Origin of the sequence: Protofrankia sp. Cas4 (genome assembly GCF_963555915.1) — a bacterium.
Taxonomy (GTDB): domain Bacteria; phylum Actinomycetota; class Actinomycetes; order Frankiales; family Frankiaceae; genus Protofrankia.
Genome location: NZ_CAUVXL010000070.1, coordinates 1 through 19,202, shown reverse-complemented (window position 1 = coordinate 19,202; position 19,202 = coordinate 1). Strand labels below are relative to the sequence as shown.

Annotated in this window: 11 protein-coding genes and 1 pseudogene; 8 read left to right on the top strand and 4 right to left on the bottom strand. The window is 68.2% G+C overall.

The genetic code is table 11. The annotated features are described in order from the left end of the window. Together U9979_RS07190 and U9979_RS07185 are read left to right on the top strand one after the other, a co-directional pair. The coding region (locus tag U9979_RS07190; RefSeq protein ID WP_322778750.1) for a hypothetical protein at positions 1–182 on the top strand (182 nt) is incomplete at its 5' end. A 42-nt stretch (positions 183–224) separates the two neighbouring features. After that, a complete protein-coding gene (locus tag U9979_RS07185) occupies positions 225–956 on the top strand; it encodes a helix-turn-helix transcriptional regulator (protein ID WP_322778749.1) in 732 nt (243 codons plus the stop codon). On the opposite strand, the gene U9979_RS07180 is transcribed toward U9979_RS07185, so the two are convergent. From U9979_RS07180 to U9979_RS07170, 3 genes are all read right to left on the bottom strand, one after another. Further along, complete coding sequence (locus U9979_RS07180) at positions 915–1,733, bottom strand: isocitrate lyase/phosphoenolpyruvate mutase family protein (protein WP_322778748.1); 819 nt, start codon at positions 1,731–1,733, stop codon at positions 915–917. The two genes, U9979_RS07185 and U9979_RS07180, sit on opposite strands and share 42 nt — an antisense overlap. Beyond that, complete coding sequence (locus U9979_RS07175) at positions 1,730–2,434, bottom strand: hypothetical protein (RefSeq protein WP_322778747.1); 705 nt, start codon at positions 2,432–2,434, stop codon at positions 1,730–1,732. The genes U9979_RS07180 and U9979_RS07175 overlap by 4 nt, the downstream gene beginning before the upstream one ends. A 137-nt stretch (positions 2,435–2,571) precedes the next feature. Next, positions 2,572–3,825, bottom strand: a complete 1,254-nt coding sequence (locus tag U9979_RS07170; RefSeq protein WP_322778746.1) for an ATP-binding protein — start codon at positions 3,823–3,825, stop codon at positions 2,572–2,574. Positions 3,826–4,253: 428 nt separating this feature from the next. Here U9979_RS07170 and U9979_RS07165 point away from each other — a divergent pair, with 428 nt between their 5' ends. Then, positions 4,254–4,556, top strand: a complete 303-nt coding sequence (locus U9979_RS07165; RefSeq protein ID WP_322778745.1) for a hypothetical protein — start codon at positions 4,254–4,256, stop codon at positions 4,554–4,556. On the opposite strand, the gene U9979_RS07160 is transcribed toward U9979_RS07165, so the two are convergent. Continuing rightward, the gene (locus U9979_RS07160; protein ID WP_322778744.1) at positions 4,550–5,503 is read right to left on the bottom strand and encodes an aldo/keto reductase; all 954 of its coding nucleotides are present in this window, start codon (positions 5,501–5,503) and stop codon (positions 4,550–4,552) included. The genes U9979_RS07165 and U9979_RS07160 overlap by 7 nt on opposite strands. 333 nt (positions 5,504–5,836) lie before the next feature. Between U9979_RS07160 and U9979_RS07155 the strand changes: the two genes are divergently transcribed. The 5 genes and pseudogenes from U9979_RS07155 to U9979_RS07135 all read left to right on the top strand — a co-directional run. Beyond that, positions 5,837–6,283, top strand: a complete 447-nt coding sequence (locus U9979_RS07155; RefSeq protein ID WP_322756249.1) for a MarR family transcriptional regulator — start codon at positions 5,837–5,839, stop codon at positions 6,281–6,283. 151 nt (positions 6,284–6,434) lie between these two features. Next, positions 6,435–7,170 (top strand): annotated as a pseudogene (locus tag U9979_RS07150) (transposase family protein). A 287-nt stretch (positions 7,171–7,457) separates the two neighbouring features. After that, positions 7,458–10,334 carry a DEAD/DEAH box helicase gene (locus tag U9979_RS07145; RefSeq protein WP_322778743.1) on the top strand — a complete coding sequence of 959 codons (2,877 nt, stop codon included), beginning with the start codon at positions 7,458–7,460 and terminating at the stop codon, positions 10,332–10,334. 9 nt (positions 10,335–10,343) lie between these two features. Then, positions 10,344–15,143, top strand: coding sequence for an Eco57I restriction-modification methylase domain-containing protein (locus tag U9979_RS07140; protein ID WP_322778742.1), 4,800 nt, complete (start codon positions 10,344–10,346; stop codon positions 15,141–15,143). Beyond that, positions 15,140–19,202, top strand: a 4,063-nt coding sequence (locus U9979_RS07135; RefSeq protein WP_322778741.1) for a DEAD/DEAH box helicase, incomplete at its 3' end; no start/stop codon positions are given. The genes U9979_RS07140 and U9979_RS07135, both read left to right, overlap by 4 nt.

The window sequence follows — 19,202 nt, the reverse complement described above, 5'->3', positions numbered from 1 at the left end:
ACTGTTCATGCGGTTGGGTTGTGGAAGTAGCGGCCCTTGTCGAGATCGTCGATGAGCCCGGGATGCGTTGGCTGCCACCGCTCGCTCTCTACGGCGAGCGCGACGTCGTGCCGGCCGCCGTGGCAGGTCCCGCGGACCGCATGCTCATCGACTGCCGCATCAGGCGAGGTTCGCGTTGTTGACGACGGGTTCGCCGTGACTGTTCGGACGGCGTCGAAGGGTCGGTGCCCTACTGTGGCCAGGTGGGTGTTGACGCCGACATTTCGGTGCCGGCGCGGCTCATCGCCGAGCCCGCGCGGGCCCGTATGCTCGTTGGGCTGGTCGGGGGCATCTGCCTGCCCGCGGGTGATCTGGCCCGCCTGGCCGGGGTATCGGCATCGACGGCCAGCGGGCATCTCAAAGCGCTGGTCGCCCACGGGTTCGTCACGGTGGAGCGATCCGGGCGTCACCGGTACTACACCCTGGCGAACGCCGACATCGCGTACGCACTGGAGGCTCTACAGGTCGTTGCCCCCGAGATCCCGGTGACGTCGCTGCGCGGGCACCGGGTTGCTGCCGAGCTGCGGGCCGGGCGGCGCTGCTACGACCACATGGCCGGAGACCTCGGGCTGCAGGTGACCCGGCTGCTGGTGCGCGCGGGCATCGTCGGACCGCTGCGTGCCGGCGCCACCGCGGACCTGCACCTCGACGGCCCCGGTCACCCGCTCCTCGACCGGTTCGCACTGCAGGAGATCGGCGGCTCCCCGCGTCGCCCGCTGGTCCGGGGCTGCCTGGACTGGACAGGGCGCCAGCCGCACGTCGCGGGCCGGCTGGGCGCGCACCTGCTGACGGTCTTCCTCGACCGCGGATGGGTGACTACCCGCCCGGGCAGCCGCGCGCTGCGCCTGACCGGCGCGGGCGAGAGCGTGCTCGTCTCACTCGATGCCGGCGTGTCCGCCGCGTGGGAGGCCGGCTGAGTAGCGGGCGGCCAGGCCCTGGATGGCGCCGTAGGAGATCGCAGGCGGTGCCGGTTCGCCGTCGCGTATGCGGACCGCCACCTCCACCGCCCGGTCCAGCGCGGCACGGTACAGCAGCGAACCGCAGCTGATCCGCCGCACGCCGAGCCGGGCCAGTTCCGCCACCGAGTGGTCCGCTGAGGCGAGCACGTTGACGGGGACCGGCACCGCGGAGACGATCTGCCGGATCTGCGGGCTATTGAGCCGTCCGGGCACGAAGACGCCGTCGGCCCCCGCACCGACGTAGCGACGAGCCCGGTCGACGGTCTCGGTCTCGGTCTCGGTCTCGGTCACGGTGGCAGTGGCGGCCTGCGCGGTCCAGAACGTGTCGACGCGGGCGTTGACGAACAGGCGCGGGCACCGGTCCTTGATCGCTGCGATTTTGGCTGCGTGTGCGTCGGACGCAACGAGTCGTCCCCGGGTGGTGTCCTCGATGTTGATGCCGTCGACTCCCAGCGAGGCCGCGTAGTCGGCGACGGCGGCCGGGTCGTCGGCGAAGCCGTCCTCGATGTCGATCGAGACCGGGCACGGCAGGGCGCGAAGCCGGCGCGCGAGGCGACGGGTGAGTTCGGGGATCGCCCGGGAGGCGTCGGTCAGCCCGTGCTGGGCCGCCAGCCCCAGGCTCGTGGTGCCGATCGCCGGGAAACCCGCCACGAGCAGGGCCGCCGCGGACGCGGCGTCCCAGGCGTTCGGCAGGATCAGCGGGTCGCCGGCCCGGTGCAGGTCAGCGAAGGTCATTGCCGCATTGCCGCATTGCCGCATTGCCGCATTGCCGCATTGCCGCATTGCCGCATTGCCGCCGCCGCGAGCCGGTGCGCGAGGTCCCGTCCCGGGCAGGCATGCCGGCCGCTACCGAACGGTGCCCCGGACAGGTCCACCTCGACGGTCTCGCCGCGGGGGCCGACCCGCCGGGTGCTCGGGATGGGCGGCGGGCCGTCCCCACCGCGGCGCAGGTGGGTGATCAGCGCGCGGGTGGCGGTATGGGCCTGCACGAGCACGCACAGCTTCGCCGCCGTCAACTCGTCGTGGCCGCCGCACACCGCGATGAGCCGCTCGACGGCGTCGTCGGCCTCGGGTATCACCGGCAGATGGGGGTGGTACGAGGCAGCAGCCGACGCGACGTCGGCCACGAGGTGCTCCGACAGTCCCAGCGCCGTGAGCAGCATCGCGGTCGGATCGCCGCCCGGGCGCGGATCGACCACCAGGCCGGACAGCAGCTCATCGATCAGCCTCCGGCGGCGCGCGTGGTCAGCTCCCTCGCTGAACCGCGCGACGCTGCCGCGCAGCCAGGCGACGCCGGAGCCGCCCGCCGGGCACCGCGGCACTGAGAACGTAGGGTCGTCCAGGACGGACGACGGCATTTTCTCCACGACTTGATGGTGGACCGCCAGCGTTTCGGTGACGCCCGAACCGTCCCCGCCATCAACCGGATCAGGCACGGTTCCGGTCGTGCCGGCGCATCCACGTCGTCCTGCCGTTGTTCGTCGTTCCTCGAGCCAAGGCGGACGCAACAGACGCGACATCATGGTCACCAGCCAAGCCCCCATGGCTACTCGTTCGGCTGCTCGCAGGCTGGCTATCCCGTCCGGGCTGCCCACAGCGCACAGATGGGCAGTGCCCAGATCCGGTCGTCGAGATCGAAGGGGATCGGGCCGGTATGGAACACGACTCCCGCGCGGAAGTCCGGGCCGAGCTGATCGCGCAGCCATATGAGGTGGCGGGCGTCCCGAGCGGTCGGCGCCGAGGAAGCCTTGATCTCGATTCCGATCACTTCGCCTCCTCCGAGGTCTATGACGACGTCGACCTCTTGGCCGTCCCGAGAGCGGATATGGTGCAACCGGGCACGGGGGTGGAGTAGGGACACTTCCGGCCGTAGCTGCGCGACGACGAAGGTGTCAATCAACCTGCCGAGCAGGTCTCCGTCCCGCAGGACGGTCCGCTCGTCCACCCGGGCGGCGGCGAGCGCGAGCGCGGGATCGGTCAGGTATCGCTTCGCCCGCTTGGTCAGCCTGTTCAGGCGGTTCGTCGCCCAGGCCGGGGCGAGTTCGATCAGGTAGAGGGCAGTCAAGATCCGGTCGTACGCGTCCGCGGTCCGCTGGTTGATTCCCGCCGCCTGGTAGATCGTGCTCTCGGCGGGAAGGCCGGCCGTCGAGAGCCCGAGAACCTCGAGGTAGCGGCGAAGTCGGACGGGGTCCCGTTGCTCCCCCGCGGCCAGGACGTCTCGATGGACGACGTGATCGATGTAGGCGTCCAGCCACGCGAGTCGCCCCGGTGCGCTCAGGTTCAAGGCGGCCTCGGGGAAGCCGCTCCTCAATGCCAGGTCGACGTAGTCATCCAGGCCCGGGGACGGGCCCGAGATGCTCAGTTGCGAGATGTCCGAGTCCAGCAGCAGATCTAGCAGGCTCGGTTGATCGACGGCGTGAGCGATCTCCCGTTCGGTAAGACCGTGCAGGACCAACCGGACGACCCGACCCGTCCCGGGCCACTGGCGCGTCGTGAAGTCGGCTTCGATGCTGCCGGTGAGGAGAAACCGGCCGGGACGGGGGTCATCGTCGACCGCGCGCTTGACCGCGCCCAGGATCTCCGGTACCTCCTGCCACTCATCGAGGAGAACGGGTTCCTGCGCGCGCCGCAGTGCTGCGTCCGGGTTCGCGGCAACCGCTGTGGCGACCGCGGGGTCATCCAACCGGAGGATGTCGTTGGCGATCCGCCGGGCGGAGGTCGTCTTTCCCGCGGCACGCGGGCCGGTGACCATGACGGCGGGCAGGCCTGCGAGCAGACTCGCCAAGCGCCCGTCGGCGATCCGCGGAACATACCTTGACGTGGCCATACGGCCATAGTACACAATCTGCGAGTCTAGCAGTACAAGGTTTGCGCTCCTGCTAGTACATGTTTTGCTGAGCCATCAGTACAAGGTTTGCGGCGCCGAGTACACATTCTGTGCTTGGCGACGAACAGATCAGTGACAGCCTCACGAGAGCAGGACCGCCATGATCGGAGTCGAAACGACCCTCACGTGTGTCGCAAGAGTGCACCTATCACCGAAGGCCCACGCCGCGAAGAAGATCACCAGCAAATGCTTGACCTGTGGAATCATAGGTGGAGCTGAGGGGATAAAAATTAAACCCTAATCTAAATAACCAATATTTTTCACTACAACTATCTCTATTAACATTACTATCAAAATATATCAATCACCCCGACAGCATCCCCGACCTGAGAAGATATGTGCTGTAAATACGACTTCCTGGGGTAAGGGTGAGTCTGGGACTGACGCCGGGTCCGGGCCTGTTCCGGTCGACGGCGGACTTCTGTGACACCCGGGTGGCACCCGGCTCGATCTACGCAGTGTTGCACCGCGAAGGCTCCCGGCTGTTCCCGGACGTGATGTTCGCGGACCTGTTCGCCGATGTAGGCCGCCGGTGGGTCATCTCTCTAACTACGCGTAACACTGTGGCTGTCGGGCAGATCGGTGACGGCGAGGACGTTCGGGCCGCCGTAGCGGTCGAAGGACAGGGCGCGCATGGTGGGGGAACCCCTTTGTCGGCGGCAGGTCAGTAGCGGGCGGTAGCGGGGGCGGGCAGGCTGTCGAGTTCCTTGCGGGCGTCGTCGGGCAGGCTCAGGTCGGCGGCTGCCGCGTTCTCGTTGAGGCGGGCCGGGTTCTTGGTGCCGGGGATCGGGACGATGTGGGGGCCGAGGGCGAGCAGCCAGGCGAGGGCGACCTGCGCGGGGGTGGCGCCGAGCCGGGCGGCGATGGTCCGGACGGTGTCGACGAGGCGCTGGTTGGCGTGGATCTCGGCGGGCTGGAAGCGCGGGTTGCCGTGGCGCCAGTCGCCGGGTGGCAGGTCCGCGGTGGTGCGGATGGCTCCGGTCAGGAAGCCGCGGCCCAGCGGGGAGAACGGCAGCAGGGCGATGCCGTGGGCGGCAGTGTGGGCCAGGACGCCGTTGTCCTGTATGTCGCGGGACCACAGCGAGGCCTCGGACTGGACGGAGGCGACCGGGTGGATCGCCTGGGCGCGCGCGATCTCGGCGACGGTCACCTCGGACAGGCCGAGCGCGCGGGCCTTGCCGGCTTGGACTGCCTCGGCCATCGCTCCCCAGGACTCCTCCAGTGGGACGGCCGGGTCGACGCGGTGGAGCTGGTAGAGGTCGACGTGGTCGGTGCGTAGGCGCAGCAGGCTGGCGTCGATGCAGGCGGCGATGTGCTCGGGGCGGCCGTTGCGGTGCATCGTCCGGGTGCCGTCGACTACCAGGCCGGCCTTCGTGGCGAGCACCGCCCGGTCGCGGTGGCCGGCGAGCGCCCTGCCGACGAGGTACTCGTTGGTGAAGGGCCCGTAGGCGTCGGCCGTGTCGATGAGCGTCACGCCCAGGTCCAGCGCGCGGTGGATCACCCGAACGGACTCGGCGTCGTCGCGGCCGGGCTCGTCGTATGCCCAGGACATACCCATGCAGCCCAGGCCGATCCGGCCGACGGAGGGTCCGTCATCCCCCAGAGTGGTCGTGTTCATCGGTGCCTTCTCGTTCGGAGCGCCCGTGTTCGGGCAGCGCGGTGGGTGGTCAGGCTGGTCGGTTCAGGGGAACTGCGGTCGGTCGGCTCGGTAGGGCCGGCGCGGCCCGATCGCTGCAACCTGATGTGTGCAGACCGTAAGCAATATATCAAGGTTTTGTCAAGAAACATGACCATGATGTGAAGATGGACATTTTCTCGACATCGAATCTTGGTTGAAAGCATGAACCATGTCGCTGACAGGGGTGTCACACGAGGGATCGAGTCGCGGTAGCCTCGGAAGGGCGTCAGTCGGTCTTCGTGCAGGTGGCACCGGGTTCTGGGAGGAGGAAGCATGCCGGCAGGGGAGTCGGTCCTTCCGTTCGAGCAACGCCTGGGCACTCTCGTCAAGCAGACCGAACAGGCGCTGATGGCCGAGAAGAGCCGAGTCCTACACCCCTTCGACCTCACCGTGCCCCAGTACTCGGCCCTTCTGTTGCTTACCGAGAACCCCGGGGTCTCGAGCGCGCGGCTCGCGCGGCTCGTGGGGGTCACCGCTCAGGCGATGAACTCCGTGATCACGCTTCTCGAGCAGCGCGCCCTGGTCAGCCGGACCCCGTCACCCGATCACGGGAAGGTCCTGCTGATCAGACTGACCAGGGCGGGCTCGGCCCTGCTCCGTCGCGCCGACGAACAGGCCGTCGCCGTCGAGCAGCGCCTGGCTGCCGCCTTCAGCCAGCCGGACCTGGCCCGGTTTCGCGGGCAGTTGGCAACAGCCATCGAGGTGCTCGCCACGCATTGAGCCTTTCCGGGCAACGATCGGCCACTTTGCGTGATTATTGCTGACAGTGGTCGATCTGCGGGGATGCTGGTGGCGGTGAACAGAAAAACGCGGGACTCCGATAGGAAGGTTGTTCCGATCAAAGATCAACCCCAGGGAGTCCCGCGTCCCGATGCGTGTCACATACACCGCCGAGCTGCCCCTCGGCGAACACACCGTCGCCCGTCTGGCCCTACTGCTCGTGGCCGAGCGTGAGCGCCGAGGCACCAGGAAGGAGACCCGCGCGTTCACCCCTCGGGCACAGTCCGTGATGGTTCTGCGATGGGACCCGGGTCAAGCAACTCGCCGGCGACCACGGGATCGGCCGGTCGACGGCCTACACCTACCTCCACGAGGGCATCGCGGTGCTGCCGCTGCGGGTACCTGACCTGCGCAATGCCCTACTGGCCGCGAAGGCGGCCGGTTACGATCATGTGATCGTCGACGGTTTGGTGATCGAGACCGACCGGGTACGCACCCCCGGTCCGACCAAAGATATGGATCTCCAATGGTCCGGGAAGATCCATAATCATGGCGGCAACGTCCAGGTCGCCTCCGCGCCCGACGACGGCTGGCCGCTGTGGGTGTCCGGCGTCCGCCCCGGCCGCGAGCACGACACCACCGCGCTGCGCGCCTCCGGCGCGCTGCCCGTCCTGGCCGAGTGGGTCGCCGACGGCGGCGAGATCCTCACCGATCTCGGTTACGAAGGGCTATCGGACCAGATCGCCGTCCCGTCCAAGAAGCCCAAGGGCACGGCCCTCCCCGACGACCAGAAGCAGCACGACCGGGTCCACAACGCACTGCGGGCCGTCGGCGAACGCGCGAACGCCCTCGTGATCCTCCACATCGAGCACGGCCGCACCACCTGACAGCCAACACGGGAACACGCCATTGATGTTACGCAACGCAACGGACGGTTACGCGGAAAGGCTCAATGAGTACCGCCGCCCGTCTTGCCACCGTGCCTGTACGGGTACCGGTGCGGGTCGTGAAAGCCGTTCCCGACCGGGCTGCCTTCTCCTCTAGGAAGCCGGGTTCCTCCGAGCGTGGGATGCCCTCCGCGCGCCCGGAGGCTCACGTACGAGTTGGCATGAAGATAGAAGAAGGTCGTTAATTCGACTGATGTAGTGTTTCGTGCCCGGGGGTGGGTGCGTCGATGCCGTCTTTGATTACGTCAGGTACACAGGTCGTCGTTCGGGATGAAGAGTGGCTGGTCAAGGCCGTAACGGACACCGTGGCGGATGGTCAACGGGTTGAGGTGGTCGGTGTCTCCGAGCTCGTCCGGGACACCGATGCAGTGTTCTTCACCGGTATCGACGACGTGGTCTCGCTGGACCCGGCCACGACCCGGCTGGTCGCCGATGACACGCCGGGTTTCCGGCGGTCGAGGCTCTGGCTGGAAGCCCTGCTGCGCCGAACCCCGCTTCCGCTGGACGACTCGCGGATCGCCGTCGGGCACCGGGCGCTGCTGGACGACCTGAGCTTCCAGCGGCGCCCGGCCGAGGTGGCCCTGTCGAGCCTGCGTCCCCGGATCCTGGTCGCGGACGCGGTCGGACTGGGCAAAACGCTGGAGATCGGCATCCTGCTCGCCGAGCTGATCAAACGGGGTCGTGGTGAGCGGATCCTGGTTGTGACCCCGCGAGCCGTCCTGGAACAGTTCCAGCGGGAGCTGTGGACGCGCTTTTCCATCCCGCTTATCCGGCTGGATTCCAGGGGCATCCAGCGGGTTCGGCAGAAACTCCCGGCGTCGCGCAACCCGTTCAGTTATTACCGGCGGGTCATCATCTCGATCGACACGTTGAAAAACCCGAAGCTCTACCAGAATCACCTTCGCAGCCATCGGTGGGACGTCGTGGTGATCGACGAATGTCATAATCTGATCAACCCGGGCACGCAGAACAACGAGCTGGCGCGACTGCTCGCCGAGCGTGCCGACGCCCTCATTCTCGCCAGCGCGACCCCGCACAACGGCAGGCGTAAGTCGTTCGCCGAGCTGGTCAACCTGCTCGATCCGACCGCGGTCGCAGACCCGTCATCGTACACCAAAGAGGACATCGCTCATCTGTATGTCCGCCGCCACCGGGAGTCCGACGACGTCCGACTGGAGGTCGCGAACAACTGGAAGAAGCGGGACCCGACCGAGGTCCGTCCCGTGACGCCGACGCCGGCCGAGGCCGCGGTACTCGACGAGCTGGACGCGGTGTGGCTGCGCCCGGCCGGTGGACGAGCACCGGTGTCGGGGACGGGCCGGTCGCTCATTCCCTGGACGTTGTTCAAGGCGTTCCTGTCCTCGACTCCGGCGCTGCGGGCGAGCATCGCCGCCCGGCGGCGGACGCTCGACAGAGCCGCTTCCGCAGGCAAAGCCGCTTCCGCAGGCAAAGCCGGTTCCGGCGGCACGGCCGGTTCCGATCCGGCGGTCGCCGGGGAACGCGACGCCCTCGACCGTCTCGACGACCTGGCCGCCGAGGCAGAGGACGGCGGGTCGGCCAAACTCGACGAACTCGTTCACCATCTGGGGGAGATCGGGGTCGGCGCGGGCTCGTCGATCCGGGCGGTGGTGTTCTCCGAGCGGGTCGACACGCTGGAGTGGCTGGCTCGGGTGTTACCGGACCGCCTCGGTCTTCCCGCCGCGGCGGTCGTCGTGATGCACAGCCAGCTCACCGACGAGCGACTCCAGGACGCGATTGAGGACTTCGCGCTCGCCGGGGGCACCACGCGACTGCTGCTGGCCAGTGACATGGCATCCGAGGGGATCAACCTGCACCGGCAGTGCCATGATCTCATCCATTTCGACCTGCCGTGGAGCCTGATCCGCATCCAGCAGCGCAACGGCCGGATCGACCGGTACATGCAGCTGGAAAAGCCGCGAATCGCTGCCCTGGCGTTGACCTCGGACAACCCCGACGTGCTCAGCGACGTCCGCGTGCTGACCCGGCTGTTGGAGAAGGAACACGCCGCCTACACCGCGCTCGGCGACGCCGGTTCCCTGCTCGGCGTCCACGACGAGGAGATCGAGGAGGACCGTGTCCGGGAGGTGCTGCGTACCCGTGTCGATCTTGACGCGGTGGTTCCCGACCCGCAACCGGCGGCGCTCGACCCGTTCGAGCAGTTGCTGACGTTCGGTGGCACGCACGAGACGACCACGCCGCCGCCGGTCGTCATCGAACGGACGTTGTTCGAGTCCGACGCCGCCTACCTCACCGAGGCGCTCGCCGAGGTCTCCGAGCGTCCGCCGGAGGAGGAGTACGACCTGCGCCGCCAGCCGGCGGACGGCCTGCTCGCGTTCGCCCCACCGGATGATCTCAAGCGTCGGCTGGAGGACCTTCCCGCCGACTACCTCGACGAGCGGGATGTGACGAACCGGCTGAAGGTGACCACCAGTCGCCGGTACGCCGACGCCAGCCTGGCCGCCGCCCGCGACACCGACGACATCGAGTGGCCGGAGGTGCACTACCTCGCGCCGCAGCATCCGGTGCTGGAGTGGGTGACCGACCGGGCGCTGGCCCAGCTCGGCCGCAACGAGACTCCGGTGCTCGCCGGCACCGTCGACACCCCGGTCTTCCTGACCCAGGGGGTGTGGAGCAACGACCGCGGCCAGCCCGTCATCGTCCACTGGGGTGCGGTGTCCGGTCTTCCCGACAGCCCGTCGGTGGGGGACGCGATCAGCGTGCTGGACGCCGCGGGCATCCGCGCGGGCACGGTCAACTCGGGCCGGGCCATCGCCTGGGTCGCGACGCTGCAGCCGCTGGTGCCGGCCGCGTTGGAGGTCGCCCGCGGGCACCTGGCGGACCTCCGCGCAGACCGGGCCGAACAGCTCAAACCCCGGATCGCCGAGTACAACGCGCGCTTGACGCAGTGGGGCGACCGGGCCGAACAGCTGGTTCTTGATGTGGCCTCGGTCGGCAGACGGCAGCTCAGGCGGGAACGCATCGATGCCGATCGCAGTGAGGCCGAGCAGTTGATCCGTTCCCTGGCCCCCAGCGGCGACCCTCTGGTCCGGGTCGTCGGCGTGATCGTCCCGTTGGAGCGGTGAGGCGGAGACATGTTCGACTCGATCCACAATGTCGGTGAATTCCTGTCGGATCACTGGCTTGCATCGGTGTTCCCGGGGCAGTTACGCGGGCTCACCAAGAGCTGGGCCGATCAGGCGGCGCACGGCAAGCCGACACCGCTGCGTGGTCTCGCCACTTCGGCCGGGCCGTTCGCCACGGCGAAGGCACGGATACCGATTCCGTCGGACGCCGGTGAGGCCGCCGTGGCCTACCCCGCCGTGGCCTACCCCGCCGTGGCCTACCCCGACGGGGACTACCTCGACGCGGTCACGGCCGCGCATGACCTGCTGCTTGCCGCCGTCGGCTTCGCGGTGGAACGCCGCGAGCTGATCGCCGAGCACAGTCGGCTGGAACTGGTGGTGCCGCTGGCGGCCCGCTGCCAGAGCCACAGCGGTGAGGCGCTGCACATCCTCGAAGCCCACCCGGCGGCCAGCGCGGACGACCTGTTCGACCCCAGCGGCGCCGGCCGTCTGCTGTGCCCGCTGCGCCTGGTGCACAGCCCGGACAACGTCGAAGAGATCACGAATATCGGCGAGGCGCTGTCGACACTGTTCCGCTCGGGTAAGCCGCCGCGCTATGCCATGGTGATCGCCGGTGGCTGGGTGCTGTTGACCGACGCCGGCCGGTGGAGCGAAGGGCGCTACCTCGCCTTCGACGTGGACACCGCACTCGCCCGCCGCCAGGACACCGCCTCCGGCGAGTTGGCCTGGCACGCCGGGCTGTGGTCCGCGGACGTGCTGCTGCCGGACGGCGACGCGCCCGCGTCCCGATTGGACGGTTACACCGACGAGTCGGTCAAACACGCGGTCGGGGTCAGCAAGGACCTGCGGGAGGGCCTGCGGGTCTCGGTCGAACTGCTCGCCAACGAGGTCGTCGCCCAGCGCCGGGCCCAGGAGCTGCCGGTCGAGGACATCCCCGAGCTACCCCGCGAGGTCGTCGCCCAGTGCCTGCGCTTCCTCTACCGCATCCTGTTCCTGCTCTACGCCGAGGCCCGGCCTGACCTGGGTGTGCTGCCGGTCGGTGCGCCCGAGTACTCCGCCGGCTACGGACTGGACCGGCTGCGCGACCTCGTCCAGGTCAAACTGACCACGCCGGCGATGCGCGACGGCCACCACCTGCACGAGTCGTTGCAGGTGCTGTTCCGGCTGGTCAACGACGGCCATCGCTACCGCACGGGCAGCCATCGCCACGGCACGAGTAACGGCGACGACCGGGCCGATGACGGGCTGCGGTTCGAGCCGTTGAAGTCGGACCTGTTCGACCCCAAGCGTGCACCGTTGATCGACCCGCTGCGGCTGCGCAACGAGGTCGTCCAGCAGATCCTGCAACTGCTGCTGCTGTCGAAGGAGAAGAAGGGCACCAACCGGGGGTTCGTCTCCTACGCGCAGCTCGGGATCAACCAGCTCGGCGCCGTCTACGAAGGGCTGATGGCCTACAGTGGTTTCTTCGCCGACCGGGACATGATTGAACTGGCGCGGGACGGCGAGCCGGACAAGGGCTCGTGGATGGTGCCGGCGGAACGGGCCGGCGAATACGACGAGAAACATCTGGTCACGCGGGTCGACCCGGTCACCGGGCACCGGCGGAAGGTCGTCCACAAGAAAGGATCGTTCGTCTTCCGGCTTTCCGGCCGGGACCGCCAGCGCAGCGCTTCCTATTACACCCCCGAAGTACTCACCCGGTGCGTCGTGAAGCACTCCCTGGCCGAACTGCTCGACCAGGACGGCACGACATCCACGGCGCAGGAAATTCTCGACCTGACCATCTGCGAGCCGGCACTGGGCAGCGGCGCCTTCCTCAATGAGGCGATCAACCAGCTCGCCCGCACATACCTGGAGCGGCGCCAGGAGGAACTGACAACCACCATCGCGCCGGAGCGTTATCCCGAGGAGCTGCAGAAGGTCAAGGCGCATCTGGCTCTGCACCGCTGCTACGGCGTCGACCTGAACCGGACGGCGGTCGAGCTGGCCGAGGTGTCGCTGTGGCTGAACGTGATGCACCCCGGCCTGCAGGCCCCCTGGTTCGGGCTGCATCTGCGTCGCGGTAACTCCCTGGTCGGAGCACGCCGGGCCATCTACGACTTCGCAGCCCTGGGAAAGGCGAAGCAGAGCTGGCTGAAGACCCCGCCGACCGACCGGCATCTGGCGCAAGGGCCGATCGGGGACGGCGAGATCCACCATTTTCTGCTGCCCGCGCACGGCTGGGGTGCGGTCGCCGACACCAAGCAGGCCAAGGAACTCGCCAAGGACCGCGCTGACGCGCTTCGGGCCTGGACGAAGGATGTGAAGAAGAAGCCGTCGGTCGCCCAGATCGGCCGGCTGCGGGCGCTGGCCCGGCGGGTCGAACGCCTGTGGGAGCTGACGATCCGTCGCCTGGAGATCAGCGAGCGGGAGATCGCCCGCCACATCGACGTCTGGCAGGCCCAGCGGCTGCCCGATGCCGCCGGCGCGGTCTCCCGCCGGGATGTCGAAAGCGCGCTGCTCGACCCGGAGCGCTCCTACCAGCGGCTGCGCCTGGTAATGGACGCCTGGTGCGCGCTGTGGTTCTGGCCGTTGGACGCCGACGTCACGCCACCGACCCTGGATGAGTGGATTACCACTCTTGAGGATCTGATCGGCATCGACATCAAGGCCAAGCGGGGGCAGAGCGATGCCGACAAGCTCGGTTTGTTCGCCACCATCGACTCGTTCGACGACATTCAGCTCGCCGACGACACAGAGCGTTCGCTGTACCAGATGAAGCCGGTTTTTCAGCTGATGCTCGCCCGTCCCTGGCTCGGCGTCGTCCGCGAGATCGCCGACCGTGAGGGCTTCTTTCACTGGGAACTCGACTTCGCGCACATCTTTTCTCGCGGCGGATTCGACCTTCAGGTCGGTAACCCACCTTGGGTCCGCCCCACCTGGGAGGACGACACCACCCTCGCCGAGTTCGACCCCTTCTTCAAACTCGAGGACAAAATTCCCGACGCGGTTTTCCGCGACCGCCGCCAACTCGTCCTGTCGGCCAGAAGCCGGACAACCCGCTACCTCGCCGACGTCACCTCCTGGTCCGGCCTCTTAAGCAGCCTCGACTCTCCCGTGGAGCATCCGATTCTGGATGGGATGAGGCCAAATCTCTACACGAGCTTCATCGAGCGGACCTGGAGGTCGACCACTTCGAACGGGATCGTAGGACTTCTTCATCCTGAGGGTCATTTTTCTGACCCCAGAGGAGGGAATTTTCGCGAGGAAGTCTACCGCCGGTTGCGTTTGCATGCGCAGTTTATCAATGAGGCGGTACTATTTGAAGAAGTAGATCATCATGTTGAATTTGGCATGCATATTTATGGTGCACTCAGGGTGATTGACTTTAGGAACCTGTGTAACCTGCAAATTCCTGGCACTCTGGATAATTCTCTTAGTCATGATGGTTTTGGTTCTATTCCTGGTCTTCAATATCCGTCCGGTGGATGGGATCTGCGGCCGCATTTGTCGAGGGTGGGCCGGATCAATGAGGCGACCCTGACGAACTGGGCACTCCTTTTCGATGCACCCGACACGCCGGGCATCCACGCCAGGCTCCTTCGGCCTCTGACAATCGAGCATCTGGCGGCCCTCGAGGTCATGGCGCACACTTCACATAGGCTTGCGGATATAGGTTATCGTTGGACTCGTGGCTGGAATGAGCGGGACGCGAAGACGGCGGGTGACATCCTTTGGTCGACTCGTCCGAGCGAAACCTGGAGTGAATTGATTCTCCAGGGACCGCATTTCTCCGTTGCAACCCCTTTCGCATCGCAACCAAATATTCCCTGTCGCAACAACAATGACTACGAAGCATGGGATCTGGAGAACTTGCCACACGTGGTGGTGTCAAGGACCAACTATGTCCGCTCTGGCGATCACGTCGCACCAGATGATGGTCTCGTGCTCTGGGATGGAAGACCGTATACGAGCTTCTGGCGAGTCGCTTGGCGGAACATGACCCAGTCGGGTTTGGCGCGCTCCCTTCATGCTGCTTTGATTCCACCGGGTCCGACGCATGTGCACACGGTTCATACTTTGGCGCTTCCCGACGATCGGGCGACGGCGCTGGTGGCCGGCCTCTGGGCATCGCTTCCGTTCGACTATCTCGTCAAGGTCAGCGGGATGAGTAAGGTTAACAAGGAGACTGTTGACCGGTTTCCGGCGCCGATCGACCATCCGGCGGCTCCTTACCTTTTGTTACGGACGTTGCGGTTGAACTGTCTGACGCGGGACTACGCGCCGCTGTGGGAGGAGCTGCACGAGGCCGGGTTCGGCGAGGATGGGTGGACGTCGCCGTTCGCGGATCGGCCAGCGCTGGGTGCGGGGGAGCGGGACTGGACGATGGCCACCCCGCTGCGGTTCGACTTCGACCGTCGCGCCGCGTTGGTGGAGATCGACGCGCTGGCCGCGCTGATGCTGGGGCTGACCGCCGAGCAGCTGTGCCTGATGTACCGGGCGCAGTTCGCCGTGCTGCGCAAGTACGAGTACGCGATGTACTTCGACGCGCAGGGCCGCAAGATAGCCAAGGAGCATCACGCGATGGGCGTCAAACAGAACAAGGACGATTACAAGATTCTCGACGCCTGGGTCCAGGAGCGGGGCCTGAACTGTGAGGCGCCGCCGGAGCTGGCCGACCGGTACCGGGGGCCGTTCCGCACGCCCGATCGGGAGGCGGAGATGCGGGTCGCCTGTGCCGAGTTCGCCGAGCGGCTCGAACTGCGTTCCGCGGAGCACAGTGGCGCGGGCACGACGACGGTGCGTTCCGCGGAACAGGCGTCGGCGTGATCCCATCGCTGCTGGCGCGGGAAACCCGGGCCGGGGTCCTGGAGTACCTGACCACGACGTTCGCGCTGGCTGACGACGAGGCGCGGGCGGCGTTACAGCAGTTTCTCGAAGACCCTGAGCATGGCATCTTCCGCGGGCCGTACCTGCGCCTGCGCACCCCGTTCCGGCCGGTTGATGCGCGCTGGCGCTCGCCGCTGGGTTGGTTACCGCGGGGGTTCCAGCCGTATCTGCACCAGGCGCGGGCGTTCGAGCGGTTGTCCACCGACGGCAGGGCCGCGTCGCCGACGATCGTGACGACCGGTACCGGTTCGGGGAAGACCGAGTCGTTCCTGATCCCGATTCTCGACCATGCCCGCCGCGCCCGGGAACGCGGCGAGGACGGTATCAAGGCGATCCTGCTGTACCCGATGAACGCACTGGTCACCGACCAGGCCCGTCGTCTCGCCGGATATCTCGACGACGAGCCGGCGCTGGCCGGGGTGAGTGCCGGCGTCTACATCGGCGGGACGGGTAGCCACGCCACCCCGACGCCCGAGCATCTGGTCGACCGGCGGGAGGTGCTGCGCGCCCACCCGCCGGACATTCTGCTCACCAACTACAAGATGCTCGACTTCCTGCTGCTGCGCCGGGAGGACGCAGGGATGTGGCAGCGCTCGGCGACATCCCTTCAGTTCGTCGTCCTGGACGAGTTTCACACCTATGACGGGGCACAGGGCACGGATGTGGCGATGCTGCTGCGCCGGCTCGGCGCGACGCTGCGGCTCGCCGAACCCGGCCGGCCGCTGGGCCGGGTGGTGCCGGTCGCGACATCGGCGACGCTCGGTGGTGGTTCCCGTCGGGAGGACATGTGCGTGTTCGCCGAGCGGGTGTTCGGCACGCCGTTCGACGCCGACGCGCTGATCGGTGAGGAGCGCCTGGAGGCGACCGATGTCGTCGCCGGCATCGACTTCAACCTGCCGGTGCCCAAACCGCAGGCGGTCAACAACACCGCGGAACCCACCGCGGATGATCCGGCGAGCTGGGCGGAACTCGCCGAGGTGTTCGGCCGCTACCCGCCCGAGGACGGTCAGCCGGTCGACGACGCCGACCTCACCGACCCGCTGGTGCTGGGGGAGCGGCTGCAACGGCATTTCATCACCCGGGCGGCGGCCCACGCGCTGTCGGGGGCGCCGCTGTCCCTGTCCGAGGCGGTCGACACGATCGCCGAGGCCGGGGTGCTGCCGTGGGGGGTGAGCAAGGCGGCGGACCCGGGCGCGGTCGCCCTGGCTGTCCTGCGGTTCCTGGCGTTGCTGTCCTATGCGCGGGTGTCCGACGGTGCCGGCCGGCCGCGCCCGCTGCTGCACGTCGAGGTGCAGCTGTGGATCCGGGAGATCCGCCGGATGCTGCGGGCCGTTGACGATCATCCCAGGTTCGCCTGGTGGCATGATGGCGCGCCCGAGGCGGAGCGCACCTGGCTGCCGGCCGCCTACTGCCGGCACTGTGGCCGGTCCGGCTGGCAGGCGGTCGCGCCCGAGGTCGGTGACGTGCTGCGGCCGTCCCCGCTGGAGGTGTGGCAGACCAGCGTCCGCGACCGTGGCAGGGTCCGAACCCTGCTGCTCGCAGATGCGGGCGAGCCGGGCGTCCGCCATCTCGTCCCGACCACATGTGAGCTGTTGGACGCCGCGGACGAGGGCACCGTGGCGGTGCTGGTCACCGCGGATGCCGAGCAGGCCGATGCGCAGCGCTGCCCGGCGTGCGGCGCCGACGACGCGGTCCGCTTCCTCGGCTCCAGCGTGGCGACGCTGGTCAGCGTGGCGCTCACCCAGCTGTTCGGTTCGGATCTGGCCGCGGCCGCGGAGAAGAAGACGCTGGTGTTCACCGACTCGGTGCAGGACGCCGCCCACCGGGCCGCGTTCATCGAGGGTAGGGCGTTCCAGTTCAACCTGCGGTCGATGCTGCTCGGCGCCATCGGGGACGGCCCGACCAGCATCGCCGCGGTCGCACGACGGCTCGCCGCCGCACCGGCCGCCGACCTGTACGCGGTCACCCCGCCGGACTTCCCCCGCCGCCTCGGTCTGGAAGGGGAGTGGCTGCGCAAGCCGACCGCGACGCTGCGCCGGATCCTCAACAGCCGGCTTGCCTTCCAGACGCAGCTGGAGTTCGGGCTGCGTAGCCGGCTGGGGCGCACTCTCGAACTGACCGGCACCGTGGCCGTCGACTTCGACGTCGACCTCGACCAGCTCGCAGTCCTCGTCCAGGCGGTGCACGAGCAGCTGCCCGAGCGGGCGCTGGACGGCATGCTCCCCGAGCCGGGCGACTACCAGCCCTGGCTGTGGGGTCTGCTCGACCGGTTGCGCACCGGCGGGGGAATCCTGCACGACTCGCTGACCACCTACATCAACCGTGACGGTGACCGGTACCCGATCTGGGGCGGCAGCGGCAAGGGGATGCCGAAGTTCCCGCGGGGCATGGCCGCGCCGACGTTGTTCACCACCGGCACCGGCGGACGCTGGAAGCAGTTCGCCGCGCTGAGCCCCCTCGGGGACTCCGCGACCTGGCTCACCGACTGGACCGCCCGTTGCCTGGGGGTGCCTCCGAGGGAGGGCAAGGCGCTGCTGTCGCGGGTGGCGGCGATGCTCGCCGGCGACGAGGTCGGGGTGTGGCAGTCCCGGACCACGACCAGCGGCGCGACCGTGTACGGCTGGCATCCCGATCGGATCATGCTCGCCCCGGTCGAGAGTGCGGCGCTGGCCGCGGGGCGGGCCCGGCTGCGCTGCGAGGTCTGCCGCTACCTGCAGGCCGTCGCGCCGCACCGGCAGCCGGTGTTCGACGGCAGGTGCTGCCCACGGTTTCGCTGCCCGGGCCGGTTGCGTCCCGAAGCCGGCGAGCCGGCCAACTTCTACCGGACGATGTACCGGTCGGGCCGGGTGCGGCGCATCGTCACCCACGAGCACACCGGCCTGCTCGACCGTGAGCTGCGCGAGGACGTCGAGCGCCGTTTCAAGGCCAACACCAGCCCGGTCGACCCGAACATCCTCGCCTGCACGCCCACGTTGGAACTGGGTATCGACATCGGTGACCTCGGCGCGGTGACGTTGGCGTCGCTGCCCCGGGCGACCGCGAACTACCTGCAGCGGGTCGGCCGGGCCGGGCGGTCGACCGGCAACGCGCTGGTCCTCGCAGGCGTCCCGAGCGGCCCGCGGGACCTGTACTACTTCGCCGAACCGTCCCACCTGATCAACGGTGAGGTGCGGCCGCCCGGGGCTTACCTGGATGCCACCGAGCTGCTGTGCCGCCAGTTCTTCGCCTACTGCCTCGACCGGGTCGCCGCCGGCGACCTGGTCCTGCCAACCGCGCCACCGAACCTGACCGGGCAACTGGCTAAGCGTGGCCTGGAGCCGGGCGGATGGATGCGCCAGCTCCTCGACGCGGTCGCGGTGTCGGCCACGGCGCTCGCGGGCGGTTTCCTCGACCTGTTCGGCGCTCACCTGCACGCCACCAGCCGGGAGGCCGTGCACGCTTTCGCCACCGGTGGGATCGAGACGGCGGTCTCCCGCGCGTTCGGGGACTGGACGCGGCGGGACCGCGAACTGGTCGACCGCCTCACCCGCCTGCAGGAGTCGATCAACGATCTGGACGGCCAGGGGCATCTCGACGACGAGCAGCGCGCCGACCGCCGCCGGTGGATCGGTGAGCGCAGCGCCGTCCGGTTCATGCTCGACCGGATGCGCGACCAGCCGCTGCTGACCGGGCTGGAGCAGATGGGCCTGCTGCCGAACTACACCCTCATCGACGATCGAACCGTCCTCGACGTCTCCCTGTGGTGGACCACCGACGACGGCGACAAGGAGTATCAGACCGCTGAGTATCGCTATGAACGCGGCAGCATGACCGCGATCGCGGAGCTCGCGCCCGGTTCGGCCTTCTACGCCCACGGCCAGCGCGTCCGCGTCGATGCGGTCGACATCGGCCCGGTCGAGGAGCCGTTGTGGCAGCAGTGGCGGCTGTGCCCGCACTGTGGCTGGGGCACCGACGCCGTCGACCAGGTGGTGAGTGCCTGCCCGCGCTGCGGGCGGTCCG